The sequence below is a fragment of the Streptomyces sp. NPDC048751 genome, assembly GCF_043198595.1.
Lineage (GTDB): Bacteria > Actinomycetota > Actinomycetes > Streptomycetales > Streptomycetaceae > Streptomyces.
Genome location: NZ_JBICUX010000018.1, coordinates 140,128 through 159,702 on the forward strand (window position 1 = coordinate 140,128; position 19,575 = coordinate 159,702).

A 19,575-nucleotide genomic window follows, 5' to 3' on the forward strand; every position below is an offset into this window, starting at 1 on the left:
CGGTCAGTCGCCGAACGCCTCGCAGAGCGGCAGCCGCACCCGGAACCACGCGCCACCGAGGTCGCTTTTCCCGGCGGGGATCTCCAGATCCCCGCCGTAGTTCTCGAACCACAAGCGCGAGTGGAACAGGCCGATGCCACGGCCGCGGGTGCTCGGTACCTGCTGCCTGGCCTCCAGAAGACGACGACGCTCCTGCGGCAGGCCGCCTCCCGAGTCGGCGATGTCGACCGTGCAGTGCGAGCCGTCCGAGGTGACGATCACCCGCATCGTGCCGAAATCCGCACCGGTCTCCTGGATGGCCAGACGCCCGTTGTCGAGCATGTTGGCGAACGCCTGGCCGAGCAGCCACCTGTTGGCCATCACATGGAGGTTCGGCGGGCAGTCCAGTCTGACGCGGACGACTCCCTGACTGCGCCAGCTCTGCGTTTCCCCCATGGCGTCCAGCAAGGGGCGCAGTGCGCACGGCTCCGGTGGCCGCATGGCGCGGTCGAACTGGTCGTCGAGGTGCTGCCCGGTGTCGGCGTAGCGGCGTACCCGGGCCACGGCGGCCTGCAGTTCCGGGTCCTGGGTCCTCTCGATGAGGGTGAGTTCGGTTCTGATCGCCGACATGGTCCCGCTCATCATGTGGCTGATCACCCGGATGACCAGGGCACCGATCTCTGCACGCTGTTGGGCGGTCTCGGCGAGGTACCGGCGGTGGGCTGCCACGGCGGCGTCCTCAGCATGTTGCCGTACCCCGTTGCCGTCGGGCCCCAGGGGCAGCAGGTGCCGCACGCCGTCGTCGGCCAGGGAGTAGCCGGTCTCGGAACGGCGCTGGAAGAAGCCGTCCCGGACCAGCCGCTCAGCGGCCGCGGGGAGGCTCGGGATGCTCTTCAGGTGCGCGGCGGCCTCCTTGTCGGCGGCGACGACGGCGATCCCCGCGCGGAGATCGTCCACCGTGAAGCCCTCCTCCTGGTCGGCGTGGAACATGACGGCCACCAGGAGCAGCAGCCCCGCATGGTCGTCGCGGTAGGGGTCCAGGAGCGCCTCGAACGTACGGGCCCAGGAGGTCCGACGCGCTTCCTGCAGCACCGCCGGGCTGAGTACGGCGCGGCCGCCGGGCTGGGAGAGCGCTTCGGCCAGGAGATCGACGATGAGGCGCGGGCGCCCACCGCTTTCGTAATGGAGGGTGGCCGTCATGTCCGGCGTCGACGGCAGACCAAGAAGTTCGAGCAGATCGGTGACCTCGGACAGTGACAGGGCGGTTCCCTGATCCTTCACCACCTCGGTGACGGAGCGCTGCGAGCAGATGAGCCTGAGCAGCCCGTGCAAGCGGGCACTCGACCCCGTTTCGGTGACGGCGAGGTCCAGCAACTGGTCGCGGGAGATACGTGCCAGGCCGGGCAGTGAGGGGTCACTCACGTCGGCGTCCGTGACGAACCAGGCCGCCGGCGCGGGTGCGCCGGACGGAGGGCGGTCACCGGGTGCGACCCAGAGGATCAGGCCCTCGTCGTTGGGCAGGGCGAGCCATCGTGGCAACCCCGGCCACTGGGAACGAACGCTGACGACGATGCCGCCCGCCGCGCTGTGTACGTTGTAGTTGGGAGCCACCGCACCGATGAGGTCGCCCAGAGCGCGTACGAAGTCAAAGGCCGTGTGCTCGGTGAGTTCTGCCTCCATCGCGCCCAGTGCGGTCGCCAGGGCGGTGCCCTGCTGGTCCAGGCCGGAGACGGGGTCGCCGTGGTCGGGGTGCGGCTCCGGTCTGCCCGGGCCGCCCACCAGCAGTCGACGGGCCGCGTACAGGTCTCTGGTGGCGAGGCTGGAGCGGACGTCGTCGAGCCAGAGGGTGGCGGCGTCGCCCGGGCCGGCGGCCGCGGCGGCGGCGGTGGCCCGCGCCCACAGTTCACGACGGACGTTGTCCTCCGCGTCGCTGATCTGCCGGTCGGCGTGGTCCAGCACGACGGCAACGGTCGGGAACGACCGCCTGGCCTGTTCTTCCAGCTGCACCGCGTCGAGGCTGACGGGCCGCTCAGCCAGCTCCCCACGGCGCCGCAGGGAGGCGAGCTGGTAGCGGAGGTCGGTGACACGGCGTGCCACGGTCTGGTCGAGCTCGGCTTCCAGCGCGGCCCGGTCGGCGGGATCGAGGGGCTCCTCGGCCAGCAACTGCCGCGCCGTCTCGAACTCGCCCTCGCCGATCAGTTTTCGACAGGCCGTGACCGGAGTGTCGAAGTGACTCAGGTCGGTGAGGAACGCGTGGACCAGATCGTCGGGCCCGGGAGTCTCCCGGTCATCGGCCACCGCCAGCATGGTCGCGGGGTGCCGCCACCGGGCCGGCCATGTGCGCAGGGCGGTCACGAGGATCTCGGTCTGCAGATCGGTCGTCATGGCACCTCTGGCTCGGTCATGCGGAACACCTGCTGGAGCGCGTGCACGGCGAGACCGGTCTCGGGGTGGCTGAGGCCGTGGGCCGCGGTGGTCAGGTCGGCCGACAGGTCCTGGATGCGGGTGGCGAGGGCGTGCACCGCGTCCTGGTGCGCCGAGGCTGAGGTGACCCCCGGATGGCGGGAAAGACTCTCCTCGGCGTCGAGCACCTCCCGGGCGGCTGCCAGAATCGCCACGAGTCGCACACTGAATGCCTTGCGCAGGGAGCCCTGCAGGGCGATCGGGCTGACCGTCACCCCGAACCAGATGTCGTCGATGATCGCATCGACGGCGCGGCCGTCGGAGTGGTCGAACGCCGAGTGGGAGGCCAGGAACATCCGGACGGCGTCGACGTCCCGGTGCTCGGCAGCCGCTTCGAGGGCGCCGAAGGGGCCCGACCTCTTGAACAGAGCCACCTGGAGACGCTTCAGGTCGATGAAGGCGGGCTGGGTGCGCTGAGCCCGGTCGACGGCACGGGCCAGCTCCTCCCACGCGACGCCCAGGCGCCGGGCCCGGGCGGCGCGGTCGACGGCCGGCCGCAGCAACAGCTCGGGGGGAAGCCCGCGTGCCACGGCGTGATAGCCCAGCACCGCGTCTCCCAGGTCCCCCCAGGGCGAGGGGACGTGGGGGACCAGCCTCTTGAGGATGTCCGTGTGGTCGTCATCAGCCGTACGCAGTGATTCGGCCGCTGCCACACAGAGCAGGGCGGCGTCCTCGGCGGGGGAGCGGGGGGTGTCCTCCAGCGCGGTGAGCAGGGCGATCGTGGAGACTTCGGTGCCGAACGCTGCCGCGACCACGGTGAGGGAGGAGCGCGGCGAGGCATCGGACGGGTGACCGAGGCGGAGCAGAGCGGCCTCGGCGAAACGGCCGGACAGCCACAGGCGCTGGATGAGCCACTCCCGCCACCGGTCGAGTGTCGTCGCGTCCGTCCGGTCGGCACTGCGTGTGAGACACCACGCCACGGCTGAGCAGAGCAGGTCGTCAGGGGTGCCGGCGGTGTCTACCGCGACACCGATGTCCGAGGTGGCACGGTCCGTGAGGTCGGTGTCGCCACTGTCGTCGGAGTTCTCGGAATTATCGGCGTTGTCGGAGGCGAACTCGGATGCGCCCGGTTCGAGTGGTGGTTCACCGTGGGCCGGGATCCCCATGAGGCAGTCCAGCACCGGCCACGGATCGTCCTCGGCGACCAGCGGCGCGAGAGCCTCCTCCATGGTGCTGCCTTCGTGCCATCGGTTACGGATGCGCTGCGCGACATTGAAGGCCCTGATACGGGTGAGTGATCGCGGAGGGCCGGAGTGAGCCGACGGGATGCTCGTGACGCGATCGGTCACGATCGCCGGTTCACCCATGGCGGTGGCGATCCGGTCGGCGATGGCCGCTCCGGTCAGCCACAGCCCGAGCGACGACCGCCCGGGCCCGGCGGCAGTCGCCGAAGGCACCGAGGCCAGGGGGTCGGTCGCCAGCAGCACGCAGTCGTCGTCCCACACGACGGCTCGAGCACCTCGGGGGGCCTCGATCAGGAGCAGCGTCTCCGGGAACTCGGCGGACAGCGCGTCGAGTCCGGGCGGCCGTAGGTGGCGGGGCACGCTCGGGTGCGCCAAGGTCACGATCACACCGCGCTCCAGCCGGCCGCGCAGCAGGGCGAGGAAACGGTCGTCGACCACGCGGTCGGAGATCCGGTTCGAGGCGATCACCAAACGCCGCTCTACCGTGCGCAGAGCGTGCCACAGGAGGTTGTCGTGAAGGGCGCCGGTGACCCAGCGGGTCTGGGGAAGGGAACGGGACCGCAGGAGCTCCCGGTGCCCCTCGGCGTAGGCCCGCCACGCCGCCTCCCACGCCGCGGTGGCCGCTCCGCTCGTGTCGTCGGGCGGAGGCGGCTCAGGCAGCCGGTCGACACCGGTGGCCTCGGGCGGGGTGGTGTCGGGGGCCGACCAGGAAGGGCGGGGCAGGATCGCCTTGGCGGTGGTCCAGTCGGGAGCCACCGTGCGCACCCAGGACAGCAGCGCGCGGACGGCGGGGCAGACGCCGCCGCCCGGGGCGCCCAGCCGAAGCCCGAGGGTGCAGTCGCCCCGCAGAACGGTTCCGGCGAGGACCAGCGCCATCTCGTCGTCCATGATGACCAGCCCCGCCTGCGCGGTGGTGGGCTGCCGGGGCAGCACCAAGCGAGCCGGGTGCTCCGAACCCGCCAGGGCCAGCAGGCCGGCCGACACGGACTCGAGGTTCTCGAGCAGCAGTACCACCTGAACGCCCCGGTGCACAGCTCCCGCCAGATGCGCTTCGAGTATCCGTGACGAGGACGGGGTGAGCCGGGAGGCGAGGATGACCACCTGGGTGCGGGCCTCGTCGATCAACTGTGCCGCAGCGCCGACGAGGCTGCCACCGCGCAACGGTTCGACCACGGCCTCGTGCTCGATGCGTGCGGCCATGCTCTCGCCGAGCTGGACGGCGGCTTCGGTGAGCTGCTCGTGGTGCCCGGCCCGCTGACCGGCCTGCAGCCCTGCGAGCCGACCGGCTCGCCGGGCCAGGTTGTCGGCCAGCCCCTCGACGGTCGGCGCCGTCAGAGTCTGGCTCACCGCGTGCGAGCGCAGGTGCCGCGTGAACCGTGCGTCCGGCCGGTCCGCCACCAGCTGGGTCAGCCGGGTCGAACCTGCTTCGCGAGCGGCGGGCGGCACCCGGGGATCGACGACGGTCACACCGAGCGTGCCGGTGGACTGCCCCAGCCAGGGCCGCACCAGGACGGGGCGCCAGTGCCGCACCGCCGGACCGTGCTGGACGTGCACCTCCAGGACGCGGCGACCCCGCATCGCCCGCTGAGCCACCGCCGAACCGTGTTCCGTTTCCCCGTGCAACGCCGCTGCCGCCGCCCGGCGCAGATCGGCGGAGGAGATCTCCACGGGATCGACACCTCCGCGGAGCGGCTCCACGCGTTGGTCCTGCGGCGCCCGTCGACCGGGCTCCGCCGGGAGCGCCTGTCCCAACAGCGGGTCGATCATCAGCGTGAGTGTGCGTTCCTCGCGCACGGCTCCGCTCAGCTCGTTCATACGTCCGGCCGCCACGGCGTCCGCGGTGCCGGGGGAGACGACCAGGTCACCGCTGTCCGGTACGACCGTCAGATGACCGATGCGCCACAGGGCGTGGACCATGTCGGCGATCACCGGCCTCGGAAGCGCCAGCAAGTTCGCGAGCTCCTGGACCGGCATCGGCTGGACGGTGAGCGCCCGGAGGACGATCTCCTCGACGGCGGAGACGCCCGGGCCGAAGTCGAGCGTCGCGCGCACGCGGACGACGTCGCAGGGGAGGAACAGGGTGACGGAGCCGTCGGACATTCACCCCTCCTCGGCCGGGAACAGGGCATCGGCCGGGATCACGGCGTGTTGCTCCACGACGGTGCGGCAGATCTGCCTCCAGGCGGTTGTGCCGTAGCCCGCGAAGTGCTCGAAGTCGCCGACGAGGACCAGCAGACTGCGCGCGCGGGACAGCAGCACGTTGACGAGCTGAGGTTGGCTCAGGTGGCCGAGGCTGAGCCACGGCCGTGCCTCGTCGAGCCCTTCAGCCCCCCGCCGGGTGTCGCGTACCAGCGACACGATCACCGTCTCGGCCTCCCGGCCCTGGAAGGAGTGAGCGGTCCAGACGCGGCCCGCCAGCGCCGGCCAGCGCAGCAGCAAATCCCGCTGTCTGCGGTACGCGGTGAGGACCGCCAGCCGGTCGAGCCCGTGTCCCGGTGCGACGGGTGCGGAGGACGGCATGACCTGTTCGGCCAGCCGTGCGGTCAGGGCGGCCTCTCCAGGGTTGGCCCACGCGGGCTCGTCCCGGCAGTCGGGGCGCCCGTGCGTGTTCAGCCACACCACTGAGCGTCCCGCCAGCACGGCTGGGACCCCGGGCGGCGAGCTCCGGGGCGGTCCGCCGTACAGCAGCCCGCTTCTGGGCGGCTCGTCGGCCGCGGAGTCGATGGGGTAGAACGCCTCGCCGACCAGCTGGGAGATGGGCCCTGCCATGCGATACTGCACCGTCAGACGTCGTACCGGACGTTCTTCGGCGCCGAGGCCGAACTCCGTGTCGAAGAGATTCCGGAACAGATCGAACACCCGCCCGTAGGAGTGACGGTCCTCCGGGGGGATTCCCACCTCTGCCAAGGACTTGGGGTCTAGGCCGTTCAGAAAGCGGTCCAGTTGTTCTCTGCCGTGGGCGGGCAACTGGCGGTGGTCGCCGAGCAGGGTCCAGCGCGACGCCCGAGTGAGCGGCAGCGCCAGCTCCGTCGGCCAGGCTCGGGCCGCCTCCTCGACGACCACCCAGTCGAAGGTGTCCCTCTCCCGGTTCGGGCTCAGCACCGAGGGCCGTGACATGGCGCAGGTGGCGAACACCAGGTTGGCCGAGTGTGCCAGACGGTCGGCCAGCTCCAGCACGGTACGAGGATCGTTCGACAAGTCCTGCCAGCGCCGCAGAACCTCCCGCATGCCGGGTTCGACGCCACTGGCGAGCGCTGAGGTCACCTCCGTACGGCTGTGGCGGATCACGCGCTCGGTGAGTTGGGGACCGCTCCACGCACGCGCCGACGGACTGACCCGGTTGTCGTCGGCGACTGTCGGGCGCCAGGCCAGAACCGTGTCCTCCCCCGTGGGGCGGCCGTCCCGCTCCAGAGCGCCGACCTCGGTCAGGATACGTTCGGCGAGGGTGTCCACCGCGGCGTTGGACTGCGCGGAGATCAGAATGCGGCTGTTCGGGAAGGCTCGCAGCCATGCGGCCACCGCCTTGGCCGCGATGGTGGTCTTGCCGGATCCGGGCGGGCCCTGGAGTGCGTAGAAGGGCGAGGAGGCGAGCATCTCCCGAACCGCCACGGCGGACTCGCTCTGCAGGGCACCGGCGGCGGAAGCCCATCGCTCAGCGCCCCGGCTGTGCGACATGGGCTCACGCAGTTGCGACCGCAGCTGCGGCATCCGTACGAGTTCCTCCACGGCCAGGGCCTGTGCCTTCAGCTGTGCCGCGGTCGCGGCGTCCTCGGCGGGACGGATCCAGCAGTGCGCGGGGGGCGGCCGGTTCCCCGGATCCGCAGGGCGCAGCAAGACCCGGTCGGGACCGGTGGGCGTGGCGAACCAGCGGGACCTGTGTTCGGACGATGCGGGACGCCCGTTCAGGTCACCCACCAGCTCCACGACCGGGGGGCCATCGGCTTCCAGGCGGGCCAGCAGGTCGCCGAGTTCCGGCCGGTTGCCCGGGGATCGGGCGTACTGGAACAAGAGCGGGTTCTCGAAGAGCCGCGCGCGGTCGCGTTCCTCGTCGAGGCGTACTTCCATGACCGGCCCCTCCCGGGCCGCGGTGCAGGCGTAGGACCGGGCCCGTAGGAGAACCGACTGATAGCGCAGCAGCCAGGTGACGGCCTCGTGGAAGAGAGTGTCCTCGGACGAGACACCGTCGGCGGGCGTGCGCAAGAGCCCCGCCCAGGACGGCCGGTTCGTCAGCGTGGACTCGTGCAGCGGCTTGACCAGGGCGAGCGGGACGACGTCGACCGCCGGGATCCTCACCCGGGGACTCTCACGGAGCAGCGCTTCCAGCGCGCGGGAGGGGAGCTCAACGAGGTACTTCACCACAAGAGCATCGTCGCGGGGCTCACCTCTTCGTGCGATGACGTCGGGCTGCCGGAACGGCGCGCAGAACCAGGCCACCGACTCGCCGATCAGGACGTACCGCGCCTCACTGGCCCAGGGCGGTGCGCCGGGCAGGAACGGGCCGGCCCCCCGGGGGGAGTACACGAGCTGCCCCCGCCGTAGATCGACGGCGATCACTTCCGTCGTCTCCCAGCGCTCCTGCGCCGTGCCGGGCTGCGCCCCGATCAGCCCCAGGTTGGCGAGCGAACGGCCCGTCTCCTCCCAAGGACAGAACAGCAGGTACGGCCTCTGGGCGTGAGGAACGTCGGCTACCGCGACGACGTGCTCCACATCGCGCAGCCGCTCGGCCACCTCGGCCGCGGGAGGCCGCGTGGCAGCGGGGCCGAGCATCCGCGTCAGAAGCTCCTGGAGCACCGCTGGAATCAGCGCCCCCTGCCGTGGAGCGGAGTCGTCAGGTGCTTCCTCCTGTGCCCTGCCGAACCATTCCCGCGCGATCGCGGCCAGGCTGTAGACGTCACTCCGGGCGACCTGGTCAGGCGGCAGCGCTGTTGCCGCCGTGCGCATCTCGGGCGCCGCGTAGGGAACGGCCTGCGTGTGGAGGGGCAGAGGACGCCGTGCGAGGCGTGCGTGGTTGGCGACGAGAGAGGTCATCTCGAAGTGGGCCAGTCGGCACTCGACATCCGTGACGTCCGAGCCCGTCACCGTCACTTGTACGGCTCCCGGCCATAGAGAACCGTGGACCATCCCTTGGTCGTGCAGTTCGGCCATCGCTTCGGCGAGTTGGGTGAAGGCGCGGACGGCGCCGGTGCGGTCACGCGCCATCTGTGAGAAGACGTCCTGGTCGGCGAGCGTCCGGTCAGCGGCGCGGGTGGCCACCACGGCCAGCCCGTTGACACCCGGCGCGATGCGGCGGAGGTCCTCCGTGCCGACGAATCCGCCCTCCAGCACTTCCGGCAGACCGGACGATCCGCGTCCCAGCTGAAGCAGTCTTCGTACCTCGAAGTCCCACACAGTGCCGCCGCCGGGTCCCAGCCCGACGCAAACCTGCAGGTCCACGGGGAGTCCGTCCGCATCGGAGACCCGGTACCGCCATACGCTGCCCGGCAGCAGCTCCGTCCCGCAGTGGGAAACCACTGGGTCTTCGGGCATGGCATAGGGGCCGAACCGACCGCTCTGTGGCGCACAGCAGAAGAAACGGACCAGCGTGTCGACGTCGGTCCGTGATGCCGTCATGAGAGGCCGCCTCCAGGCTGTGCGTATGGGGCCAACTCTTGCGCATCGAGCCCGTGGACGGGCAGGAATCCGGACGATTCCCCGTCCTTGCTGTCGATCGGCTGGCGCTTCGGGAGCGAGGTCGTGTCGGCAACTGGGTACTCGGACGCTGCGACGACCCTGAACGTCTACAGTCATCACCTGTCCGAGTCGTGGTACACCCCAGGGTGGCGGTGCAGGCTTTCGGGGCCCCGACACGGATTGTGCCCCCCGGAATTGCCCTATTGGCCGGAGGGTCGAGAGATGGTGCAGGTCACAGGCGAGGTCAAGGGGGAACAGTGCGATTGAGAGTGGAGTTCACCACCGAACCCTTCGACCTCGACGACGTGCCGGCGCATGCGCTGGTGGCGCGCGAGGTCGTCGAGGCGGCGGATCTGGACGCCGTCGACGTGGGCCCCTTCGGCAACACCGCGGAAGGGCGTGCCGACGCGGTGCTCGCCGCGGTGGACGCCCTGCTGCGCAAGACCCTGGAGGCCGGTGCCACCCGGATCTCGTTGCAGGTCAACGTCCTCGGGGAGGGCGAGTGACCGGCTCCGGGGACGAGCCGTTCATCACGGCCGTGAAGCCGCTGGTCGACGCCATGGGGGGCGAGATGCTCCCGCCCGACGAGGCCGGCCCCGACGACGTAGTCCTCGCCTGGGAGGGTGCCGACGTCGTCGCCGTACGCCTGCCGCAGCTCGCCGACTCCCTCGACCACATCCTGGCCGCCATGGAGCGCAAGAAGGGCAAGCCCCTCGCCGACCTGGACCGCAAGGCGAAGCAGGAGGTCGTACGGATGCTGGAGGCGCGCGGCGCCTTCTCCGTACGGCACGGCGTCGAGACCGTGGCGAGCGCGCTCGGGGTGAGCCGCTTCACGGTCTACAACTACCTCAACCGCGACAAGGGCTGAGCCGTCGGAGGGCCCGGCCGCCCGGGGCGGATTTCAACAAAGTGTTGACGTCGGGTTGTGGGGAGGCGTTAGCTGGCTCCGTGACTTCGACCTCCATGCCCATGGGCCTGGCCCGGTTCAATGAACTCGAGGAGTCGGCGGCCCTCGTCGCCCTCCACGAGGTGTGCGCCTCCACGGCGTGGGCGGCGCGCCTGCTCGCGGCCCGCCCCTACGCCACCGCCGACGCCCTCCACGCCGCGAGCGACGCCGCCATGGCCGAGCTGACCACAGCGGACCTTGAAGAGGCGATGGCGGGGCACCCGCCGATCGGCCGCCCCGAGCCGGGCGACCCGACCTCGGCGCGCGAACAGCGCGGCATGGCCGACGCCACGGAGGAGCTCAAGGCGGAGATGCTGGAACTGAATCTGGCCTACCAGGACCGCTTCGGCCACGTCTTCCTCATCTGTGCCACCGGCCTGACCGGCGAGCAGCTGCGCGACGCGGTCAGGGAACGGATCGGGAACCCGCCGGAGCGGGAGCGGGAGATCGTCCGCACCGAGCTCGGCAAGATCAACAGGATCCGGCTCGCCCGTCTCGTCGAAGCGAACGAAGAGAACTGAGAGCAGCATGAGCACCAGCACCACCGCCTCCGTGTCCACCCACATCCTGGACACCAGCGTCGGCCGCCCCGCCCCGGGTGTCGCCGTCCGCCTCTCGGCCCGCAGCGGCAGAGAAGCGGACTGGCGGGCGCTCGGCGGTTCCGCGACCGACACGGACGGACGGTGCAAGGACCTTCCGGCCCTGCCGGAGGGGACCACCCACGTACGGCTCGACTTCGAGGTGGAGCCGTACTGGGAGACATCCGCGAACAGGCAAGCCGATGCGCAGCAGGACGCCCCCGCGAACCGGGACAGCGGTGCCGGCGCGTTCTTCCCGGAGGTGGCGATCACGTTCGCCGTCGTACCGGGCGAGCACTACCACGTACCGCTGCTGCTCAACCCGTTCGGCTACTCCGTATACCGAGGGAGCTAGCTACATGCCCATCCTGGGACCGAACCAGTACGGCAAGGCCGAGAACCGAGTCGTCAAGATCACGCGGGACGGCGCCACCCACCACATCAAGGACCTGAACGTCTCCGTGGCGCTCTCCGGCGACATGGACGAGGTCCACTACTCCGGCTCCAACGCCAACGTCCTGCCGACCGACACCACCAAGAACACGGTGTACGCGTTCGCCAAGGAGCACGGCATCGAGTCCGCCGAGCAGTTCGGCATCCACCTCGCCCGCCACTTCGTGACCAGTCAGGAGCCGATCCACCGGGCCCGGATCCGCATCGAGGAGTACGCCTGGGAGCGCATCGAGCACTCCGGCGAGGGCGCCCACTCCTTCGTCCGCACCGGTCAGGAGACGCGGCTCGCGCAGATCACGTACGACGGATCGTCGTGGGAGGTCGTCTCGGGCCTGAAGGACCTGGTGGTCATGAACTCCACCGACTCCGAGTTCTGGGGCTACGTCAAGGACAAGTACACGACGCTCCCCGAGGCCCACGACCGCATCCTGGCCACGCGGGTCTCCGCCCGCTGGCGCTTCAACTGGACCGACGACGCGACCCCGACGCCCGACTGGGACGAGTCCTACGAGCAGACGAAGCGGCACATGCTCCAGGCCTTCGCCGAGACGTACTCGCTGTCGCTCCAGCAGACCCTGTACCAGATGGGCGCACGCATCATCGACCACCGCGCCGAGATCGACGAGGTCCGCTTCTCCCTCCCGAACCAGCACCACTTCCTGGTGGACCTGCAGCCGTTCGGGCTGAAGAACGACACCGCCGACGGAGCTGTCTACTTCGCCGCCGACCGCCCCTACGGCCTGATAGAGGCCACCGTCCTGCGGGACGGGTGCGCTGCGAAGATCCCGGCGGACCTCACCAACCTCTGAAGGACGAACCATGGCAGCAGCCCAGCGCATCGTCATCGAGAACGCGGCGATCGCGACCGTCGACGCGAACGACACCGAGCATGCCTCCGGATACGTCGTCCTCGCGGGCAACCGCATCGAGTCGCTCGGCGGGGGACAGGCCCCCGAGGGCCTGGAGAACGTCGTACGGCGCATCGACGCCACCGGCCACCTCGTCACCCCCGGCCTGGTCAACACCCACCACCACTTCTACCAGTGGATCACCCGGGGACTGGCCACCGACCACAACCTGTTCAACTGGCTCGTCGCCCTGTACCCGACCTGGGCGCGCATCGACGAGCCGATGGTCCGTGCCGCCGCCCAGGGCTCGCTCGCGATGATGGCCCGCGGCGGTGTCACCACCGCCATGGACCACCACTACGTGTTCCCCGAGGGCTCCGGCGACCTGTCCGGCGCGATCATCGGCGCCGCCCGCGACATGGGCGTACGCTTCACCCTCGCCCGCGGTTCCATGGACCGCAGCGAGAAGGACGGCGGTCTGCCGCCGGACTTCGCCGTCGAATCCCTCGACGGCGCCCTCGCCGCGACGGAGCGGACCGTCAAGGAGCACCACGACACCTCCTTCGACGCGATGACCCAGGTGGCCGTCGCCCCCTGCTCACCCTTCTCCGTCTCCACCGAACTGCTCAAGCAGGGTGCCGAGTTGGCCCGCCGCCTCGGCGTACGGCTGCACACCCACGGCTCGGAGACCGTCGAGGAGGAGAAGTTCTGCCACGAGCTGTTCGGCATGGGCCCGACCGACTACTTCGAGTCCACCGGCTGGCTCGGAGAGGACGTGTGGATGGCGCACTGCGTCCACATGAACGACTCCGACATCGACGCCTTCGCCCGTACGAAGACGGGGGTCGCCCACTGTCCCTCGTCCAACGCCCGCCTGGCCGCCGGCATCGCCCGCGTCCCCGACATGCTCGCGGCCGGCGTCCCGGTCGGCCTCGGCGTCGACGGTACGGCCTCCAACGAGTCCGGCGAACTGCACACCGAGCTGCGCAACGCGCTGCTCATCAACCGCCTCGGGGCCCACCGTGAAGCGGCCCTGAACGCCCGTCAGGCGCTGCGCCTCGGCACCCACGGCGGCGCCCAGGTGCTGGGCCGCGCACGGGAGATCGGCTCCCTGGAGCCGGGCAAGCTGGCCGACCTGGTGCTGTGGAGGCTCGACACCCTCGCCCACGCCTCCATCGCCGACCCCGTCACCGCGCTGGTCTTCGGCGCGGCGGCACCTGTCACGGCGTCCTTCGTGAACGGCCGTCAGATCGTGGCCGACGGCCGGCTCCTCACCGCCGACGAGGACGCGATCGCACACGCCACCCGCGAGGAGGCCCGGCGCCTGGCACGGATCACCGCGCAGGGCTGAGCCTCCGAGAGCTCCGGCCGAGGGGGACGGCCCTCGACCGGAAGCCGTTGCCGGGGCGCGCGTGCGGCGCGCGCCCCGGCAACGGACACAGACTCCTCGCTCCGCGCCCTACGCCTGACAGGGCCGGGCCTCGGGCAGCCGCCCCGTGAAGAAGGAGCGCGGCGGCACGCCCATCAGGGTGCGGAAGTCCGACGTCATGTGCGACTGGTCGTAGTAGCCGGTGGTGGCCGCGAGTTCGGCCCACGGGGCCGTCGACGCGTGGGTGAGGACGTGCCGTACGCGGTCGATGCGGGCGTAGTGCTTGGGGGAGAGGCCGACGCCCTCGGAGAAGAGGTTGCGCAGCTGCCGCTCGCTGACCGCGAGGTCCCGTGCCACGTCCCGCACCTGGGCCGGGGCACGTCCGGTCCGGGTCGACAGCGCGTCCACGGCGGCCCTCAGCAGCAGGGTGCGCGAGCGGTCGACGGCCGGGGCCAGCCGCTCGGGCAGCACCCGCGCCAGGTGCGCCGGTATGTCCTCCGGCGTCAAGTCGGCCAGCCTCCGCGCGAGTTCGCGTGCCGTGGTCGTCGGCAGTGTCGCCAGGGGCAGCGCCTGTCCGACGAGGTCGACCGCCGGGGTGCCGAGCAGTGGGCGCACCGTGCCCGGGCCCAGGCGCAGTTGTACGCAGGACCGCACCCGCCGTTGCGCGTCCGTGTGGTACGAGGCGCGGGCGCGCGGGCCCACGACCAGCGTGTCACGGCGGCCGCCCTCCTCGACCCGCACCACCAGCTTCGTCGCGGGATCCGGCACATGGGTGAACGACTCCGGCAACTCGCCCCGGACGGACGTCGATTCGATGTCGGCGATCCAGGGACGCAGCGCGTCGGGGACGGTCAGGGTGCGCTCGGCAAGGGCGTTGGTCACCTTCTCAAGGTAAGGGCGCGGACCGCCCGCGCGGGCACGGCGACCGTGCCGGAATTTCCTAGAGCCCGGGGACCGCGGCCCGCCACCGTAGAGGCATGATCCTGGTGACGGGTGCCACGGGCACCATCGGAAGTGATGTCGTACGACAGCTCGCGGCGCGCGGTGAGAAGGTGCGCGCGCTGACCCGCGATCCGGCGCGGGCACAGGTGCCGCCCGGGGTGGAGGTGGTGCGCGGGGACTATCTCGACCCGGGCTCGCTGGAGGGGGCGATGTCGGGCGTGACCGCCGCCTTCCTGGTCGGGGTGCCGGGCCCGAACACGCGGCACGACGAGGATCTGGTGGCCGCGGCCGGGGCGGCGGGGGTGGGCCGGCTGGTGAAGCTCTCCGCGATCGCGACGGGTGACCCCGGGGTGGGTCCGACCGGCACCTGGCACCTCGCCGGGGAGCGGGCCCTCCGGGAGAGCGGGGCCGAGTGGACGGTCCTGCGCCCCTCTTCCTTCGCCTCCAACACGCTGAGCTGGGCGCGGCCGATCGCGGCGGGCGAGCCGGTGCCGAACATGACCGGCGACGGGCCGCAGGGCGTGATCGACCCACGGGACGTGTCCGAGGTGGCGGTGCGGGCCCTCGTCGAGGACCGGCACTCCGGGCGGACGTACACGCTGACCGGTCCGGAGACGATCAGCGTTCCCGGCCAGGCCGCCGTCCTGTCGGCGGTCCTCGGCCGCCCGGTCACGACCAACGACCTCTCGCCGCGGGAGACCCGCGAGTTCCTGAGCACCTGGGGCCTCGACGAGGCCCAGGCGGAGGGCGTCCTGGCCGGCACCGCCTTCGTCCGCGAGGGCGGCAACGCCGTCGTCACCGAGGACGTACGGGAGGTGCTCGGCCGACCGGCGCGCACGTACCGGGAGTGGGCCTGGGACCACAGGAAGGCGTTCGCGCCGGAGTGAGAGCGGTGGCGCGGTGGTCGGTGCCGTGTTCCCGAGCCCCTGCCGGCGGCGGGCGGTCAGTCGCTGCTCGGGGCGGGTCGTGTCGCGCTAGAGGCCGAACAGGCCGGGATCCGCGGCGAGTTCCTTGAAGTACTGCCGTGGATCCGCCACCAGCCTGCGCTGCTCCAGATCCAGCAGTCCGCCGACGGCCGTGACCTCGGCCGCCATCGTGCCGTCCGTCTTGCGGATCGCCTGCCGCATACGGAACGTCTTGCCCTCACCCCACTCGAAGGCACAGGTCACCTGGACCTCGTCGCCGGCGAGCAGCTCCCGGTGGTAGCGGATGGTGGTCTCCAGGGCCACCGGGCCGACGCCCTTGCCGATGAGCCCGGACTGGCTGATTCCCGCCGCTTGCAGCAGCGCCCAGCGGGCGTGCTCGGCGTAGTTGAGGTACACGGCCTGGTTGAGATGCCCCTGGACGTCGGTCTCGTAGCCGCGAACGGTGACGGGGACGGAGAACGGCTCGGTCATGACTTCCCCTTTCGATGGATCTTGGCATGCTCATCTCGCGCGGCGCGGCGACGCCAGTAGATATCGAGCCCTCGTACGCGGCTCCGTGTGCGCGCCGACCTGCCAGCCCGCCGCCTCCAGGGTGGCCTCGTAGGCGCGCAGCTTCTCGGGGTCGGGTTCGCGCACGGCCACGGCCTCCGGCTGAGGGGTGGCGCGCACCCGGTAGCCCTCGCCGTCCGGCCCGGCGGGGTGGTGTCCGGCGGCCTCCAGGGCGAGTGCGGCGGCCTGCACCAGATGCGTGCGCTCCCAGCCGCACGGCCGGTCGGTGGCGCCGTCCTGGTTGGTCATCCGGCGCAGCTCCAGCAGGCCCTGCCAGGCGCTGTGCACCTCGCGGATGCGGGCGGGGGAGGTGTCCGGCGTCTCCTCCTCGCCGCCGACGCGCGCGGTGAAGACGCCGGTCGCCGGGGCGGGTTCGGCGGGGGAGGGCACGGGCGTGTCCGGGGTCGCCTCGCGTATTCGGTGTCCGGCCGGGGTCAGGAAGTGGTCGTGGGGCGGGCGCGGATGCCGGAAGGCGAGCCCGTGCCTCACCAGGGCCGCCAGCTGCGCCTCCGTCCCGCGCAGGCGGCCGGTGACGGGGTCGGCGGCGTCGATGACACGTCGTTGCGCGGCGGTGGGCGGTCGCGTCACGGCGTGCTCCTTCCCGGCGAGGAGTCCTCGGCCGACCTGGGCGAATCCGACGGGATCACCCGCGCCGAAGACCTGAATCACCCACTGGGAAGACTACGACCCGGGTCTGACATTCCACCCGGCGATCACCGGCCGCCCGTGCTCCGTACCCAGTCGGCTCACCGTCCCCGTCGCCAGCTGGAACAGCGCCCCGTGCGACGCCGAAAGCCCCAGTCGCCGGGCGGTGAGGACGCGCAGGAAGTGCCCGTGCGCCACGAGGACGACCGCGCCCTCGGTGTTGGCGAGTGCCGCGTCCGCCTTGGCCAGCACACGGTCGGCGCGCTCCCCGACCTCGTCCGGGCTCTCCCCCGGGTGGTCCGTCGGCCCGGGCGCCACGCCGTCCGTGAACAGGAACCAGCCCGGTCGGGTCCGCTGGATCTCGGGGGTCGTGACCCCCTCGTACCCGCCGTAGTCCCACTCCCGCAGGTCCGCGTCGACCCGTACCTCGTGCAGTCCGACCAGCTCGGCCGTCTCCCGCGCCCGTTGCGAGGGGCTGACGAACGCGGCGCCGATCCGGTGCGAGCGGATCAGCGGAACCAGCCGCCGCGCCTCCTCCCGCCCGTGCTCGGTCAGCGGGACGTCCGTCCACCCGGTGTGCCGCCCGGACCGCGACCACTCGGTCTCACCGTGCCGGACGAGAAACAGGTCGCCCACGTGCGCCCTTCCTGTCGTACCCCTCGCACACCGTGGCACAGGACATCCGGCCCACGCAGGCCGTACTGGACCGGACGGCGGTCACCCGCAGCGGCCCTTATCCGGTCGGCTTCACGACATGGCCGCAGACGGTGCAGACCACGCCCAGGATCAGGAGCGTCCAGGAGTAGGTGAGCAGGCTCGCGACTTGGAGCAGGAGGCCGATCCCCCACAGTCGGGGGTTGCGCACGATGCGGCGCAGCGGTCGGCCGGGCACACGGTTGCGGATGAAGGCATGAAGGCCCAGCGAGCCCACGCACACCGAGACGAAGACGATCAGGCCCAGACCGAGCAACATCATCGAACCGAAGGTCATGCCACGCTCCCCGACCAGGTGGTCCTGCACGAGGACACTACGTCAGGACGTGGCAGCGGCCGCTACTGGCGGTACCCGCTCAGGAATCGCCCGATCCTGCTGATCGCCGCGTCCAGGTCGTCCGCGTGGGGCAGTGTGAGGATGCGGAAGTGGTCGGGGGTCGGCCAGTTGAAGCCGGTGCCCTGGACCACCTGGATCTTCTCGCGCAGCAGGAGGTCAAGGACGAACTTCTCGTCGTCGTGGATCTTGTGGACCTTGGGGTCGAGACGGGGGAACGCGTACAGCGAGCCCTTCGGTTTCACGCAGGACACTCCGGGGATCTCGTTGAGTTTCTCCCAGGCCACGTTGCGCTGCTCGTGCAGACGGCCGCCGGGCGCCGTGAGCTCGTGGATGGACTGCCGGCCGCCGAGCGCGGCCTGGATGGCGTACTGCGCGGGCGCGTTGGCGCACAGCCGCATGGAGGCCAGCATGGTCAGGCCCTCCAGATAGTTTTTGGCGTGCTGTTTCGGGCCGGTGACCACGAGCCAGCCCGACCGGAAGCCGGCTACCCGGTAGGTCTTCGACAGTCCGCAGAAGGTCAGGACGACCAGGTCGGGGGCGAGCGCGGCGACCGAGTGGTGCACGGCGTCGTCGTACAGGATCTGGTCGTAGATCTCGTCGGCGAAGACCATCAGGCCGTGCCGGCGGGCGAGGTCGAGGATGCCCTCGATGATCTCCTTCGGGTAGACCGCGCCGGTGGGGTTGTTCGGGTTGATGATCACCACGGCCTTGGTGCGGTCCGTGATCTTCGACGCCATGTCGTCCAGGTCCGGGTACCAGTCGGCCTGTTCGTCGCAGAGGTAGTGCACCGCCTTGCCGCCGGCGAGGGTCGTGACGGCCGTCCAGAGGGGGAAGTCGGGGGCCGGGATGAGGATCTCGTCGCCGTCCTCGACCAGTGCCTGCACGGCCATCGAGATCAGCTCGGAGATGCCGTTGCCGAGGAAGACGTCGTCGACGCCGACCTCCAGGCCCAGCGTCTGGTAGCGGCCCGCCACCGCGCGGCGGGCGGACAGGATGCCGCGCGAGTCGGTGTAGCCGTGCGCCTGCGGAAGCATCCGGATCATGTCCTGGAGGATCTCCTCCGGCGCCTCGAAGCCGAACAGCGCGGGGTTGCCGGTGTTCAGGCGCAGCACGCTGTGGCCCGCCGCCTCCAATGCGTCGGCGTGCTCGATCACCGGGCCGCGGATCTCGTAACAGACCTCGCTGAGCTTGTTCGACTGCCGGAACTCCATGCGCGCTCGCCCTCCGGTTCGGTGTGTTGCTTGGTTTTACCAAGTACCAGCTTGGAAAGTCCAACGACATGTCTAGACTGCGCTCCATGTCACCTCGCCGAAGCTACGACCAGTACTGTTCCGCCGCCCGCGCGCTCGACGTCGTCGGCGACCGCTGGACCCTGCTGATCGTCCGGGAGCTGCTGGCCGGTCCCCGCCGCTACACGGACCTGCATGCGGACCTGCCCGGCGTGAGCACGGACGTACTCGCCTCGCGGCTGAAGGACATGGAGCGCGACGGGCTGACCACCCGGCGTCGACTGCCCCCGCCCGGCGCGGCCTACGTGTACGAACTCACCGCTCACGGGCGCAAGTTGCTGCCGGTGCTCCAGGCGCTGGGGGAGTGGGGGCGGGCCGAGCTCGGCGAGCGGCGCCCCACGGACGCCGTCCGGGCCCACTGGTTCGCACTGCCGTTGTTGAGCTCCCTGGAGGGTGAGGGACTCGTCGAAGTGCGGCTGGAGGAGGGGGAGTTCCACCTGTACGTCGGCGCCCCGGACGGCCCGGTCTACGGTGAGGGGCCCGCGCCCGCGGAACCCGACGCGAGGCTCGCCCTGGACGGCGGGACCTGCATGGCGCTGGCCCGGGGGGCGTTGCGCCTGACCGACGCGGTGCGCGACGGGCGGGTCGAGGTGAGCGGCGAGGGCACGCTCGCGAAGATGCTGCGGGAGGCATGAGCGAAGGCCCGCTGCTCCTCACGGCAGCGGGCCTTCTCAGTAGTGGTC

General features: G+C 71.1%; 17 protein-coding genes. 8 read left to right on the forward strand and 9 right to left on the reverse strand.

The features are described from left to right. Positions 1 to 3 precede the first annotated feature (3 nt). The 3 genes from ACGFNV_RS40050 to ACGFNV_RS40060 are packed head-to-tail and all read right to left on the reverse strand — an operon-like array spanning position 4 to position 9,059. A complete protein-coding gene (locus tag ACGFNV_RS40050) occupies positions 4 to 2,364 on the reverse strand; it encodes a sensor histidine kinase (RefSeq protein WP_393629712.1) in 2,361 nt (786 codons plus the stop codon). Continuing rightward, entirely contained in the window at positions 2,361 to 5,726 is a 3,366-nt protein-coding gene (locus ACGFNV_RS40055) for a hypothetical protein (RefSeq protein ID WP_393629714.1), read from the reverse strand. Before ACGFNV_RS40055 ends, ACGFNV_RS40050 begins: the two co-directional genes overlap by 4 nt. Next, positions 5,727 to 9,059: an AAA domain-containing protein gene (locus ACGFNV_RS40060; protein ID WP_393629716.1), complete on the reverse strand. Its 3,333-nt coding sequence runs from the start codon at positions 9,057 to 9,059 to the stop codon at positions 5,727 to 5,729. A gap of 494 nt (positions 9,060 to 9,553) precedes the next feature. Between ACGFNV_RS40060 and ACGFNV_RS40065 the strand changes: the two genes are divergently transcribed. The 6 genes from ACGFNV_RS40065 (at position 9,554) to ACGFNV_RS40090 (ending at position 13,472) form a co-directional block, all read left to right on the forward strand. Further along, complete coding sequence (locus ACGFNV_RS40065; protein WP_393629718.1) at positions 9,554 to 9,802, forward strand: hypothetical protein; 249 nt, start codon at positions 9,554 to 9,556, stop codon at positions 9,800 to 9,802. Further along, positions 9,799 to 10,164, forward strand: coding sequence for a helix-turn-helix domain-containing protein (locus ACGFNV_RS40070; RefSeq protein WP_393629720.1), 366 nt, complete (start codon positions 9,799 to 9,801; stop codon positions 10,162 to 10,164). Before ACGFNV_RS40065 ends, ACGFNV_RS40070 begins: the two co-directional genes overlap by 4 nt. 80 nt (positions 10,165 to 10,244) lie before the next feature. Continuing rightward, a complete protein-coding gene (uraD, locus tag ACGFNV_RS40075) occupies positions 10,245 to 10,763 on the forward strand; it encodes a 2-oxo-4-hydroxy-4-carboxy-5-ureidoimidazoline decarboxylase (protein ID WP_393629722.1) in 519 nt (172 codons plus the stop codon). A 7-nt stretch (positions 10,764 to 10,770) separates the two neighbouring features. Next, on the forward strand, positions 10,771 to 11,175 hold the full coding sequence (gene uraH / locus ACGFNV_RS40080) for a hydroxyisourate hydrolase (RefSeq protein WP_393629724.1): 405 nt from the start codon (positions 10,771 to 10,773) through the stop codon (positions 11,173 to 11,175). A 4-nt stretch (positions 11,176 to 11,179) separates the two neighbouring features. Further along, on the forward strand, positions 11,180 to 12,082 hold the full coding sequence (gene pucL, locus ACGFNV_RS40085) for a factor-independent urate hydroxylase (protein ID WP_393629726.1): 903 nt from the start codon (positions 11,180 to 11,182) through the stop codon (positions 12,080 to 12,082). A gap of 10 nt (positions 12,083 to 12,092) precedes the next feature. Continuing rightward, positions 12,093 to 13,472 (forward strand): 8-oxoguanine deaminase, encoded by a 1,380-nt coding sequence (locus tag ACGFNV_RS40090; protein WP_393629728.1) that lies wholly within the window; start codon positions 12,093 to 12,095, stop codon positions 13,470 to 13,472. 108 nt (positions 13,473 to 13,580) lie between these two features. Here ACGFNV_RS40090 and ACGFNV_RS40095 read toward each other — a convergent pair whose 3' ends face one another. Continuing rightward, positions 13,581 to 14,372 carry a helix-turn-helix domain-containing protein gene (locus ACGFNV_RS40095; protein ID WP_393629730.1) on the reverse strand — a complete coding sequence of 264 codons (792 nt, stop codon included), beginning with the start codon at positions 14,370 to 14,372 and terminating at the stop codon, positions 13,581 to 13,583. A 95-nt stretch (positions 14,373 to 14,467) separates the two neighbouring features. Between ACGFNV_RS40095 and ACGFNV_RS40100 the strand changes: the two genes are divergently transcribed. Continuing rightward, complete coding sequence (locus tag ACGFNV_RS40100) at positions 14,468 to 15,319, forward strand: NAD(P)H-binding protein (RefSeq protein WP_393629732.1); 852 nt, start codon at positions 14,468 to 14,470, stop codon at positions 15,317 to 15,319. An 87-nt stretch (positions 15,320 to 15,406) separates the two neighbouring features. On the opposite strand, the gene ACGFNV_RS40105 is transcribed toward ACGFNV_RS40100, so the two are convergent. From ACGFNV_RS40105 to ACGFNV_RS40125, 5 genes are all read right to left on the reverse strand, one after another. Then, positions 15,407 to 15,829, reverse strand: coding sequence for an acyl-CoA thioesterase (locus ACGFNV_RS40105; RefSeq protein WP_393629734.1), 423 nt, complete (start codon positions 15,827 to 15,829; stop codon positions 15,407 to 15,409). 30 nt (positions 15,830 to 15,859) lie between these two features. After that, a complete protein-coding gene (locus ACGFNV_RS40110; RefSeq protein WP_393629735.1) occupies positions 15,860 to 16,495 on the reverse strand; it encodes a hypothetical protein in 636 nt (211 codons plus the stop codon). 93 nt (positions 16,496 to 16,588) lie between these two features. Continuing rightward, the gene (locus ACGFNV_RS40115) at positions 16,589 to 17,188 is read right to left on the reverse strand and encodes a histidine phosphatase family protein (protein ID WP_393629737.1); all 600 of its coding nucleotides are present in this window, start codon (positions 17,186 to 17,188) and stop codon (positions 16,589 to 16,591) included. A 97-nt stretch (positions 17,189 to 17,285) separates the two neighbouring features. Continuing rightward, positions 17,286 to 17,543 carry a hypothetical protein gene (locus ACGFNV_RS40120; protein ID WP_393629739.1) on the reverse strand — a complete coding sequence of 86 codons (258 nt, stop codon included), beginning with the start codon at positions 17,541 to 17,543 and terminating at the stop codon, positions 17,286 to 17,288. 62 nt (positions 17,544 to 17,605) lie between these two features. Beyond that, positions 17,606 to 18,814: a pyridoxal phosphate-dependent aminotransferase gene (locus tag ACGFNV_RS40125; protein ID WP_393629741.1), complete on the reverse strand. Its 1,209-nt coding sequence runs from the start codon at positions 18,812 to 18,814 to the stop codon at positions 17,606 to 17,608. Positions 18,815 to 18,900: 86 nt separating this feature from the next. Between ACGFNV_RS40125 and ACGFNV_RS40130 the strand changes: the two genes are divergently transcribed. Continuing rightward, a complete protein-coding gene (locus ACGFNV_RS40130; RefSeq protein ID WP_393629742.1) occupies positions 18,901 to 19,527 on the forward strand; it encodes a winged helix-turn-helix transcriptional regulator in 627 nt (208 codons plus the stop codon). Positions 19,528 to 19,575 lie beyond the last annotated feature (48 nt).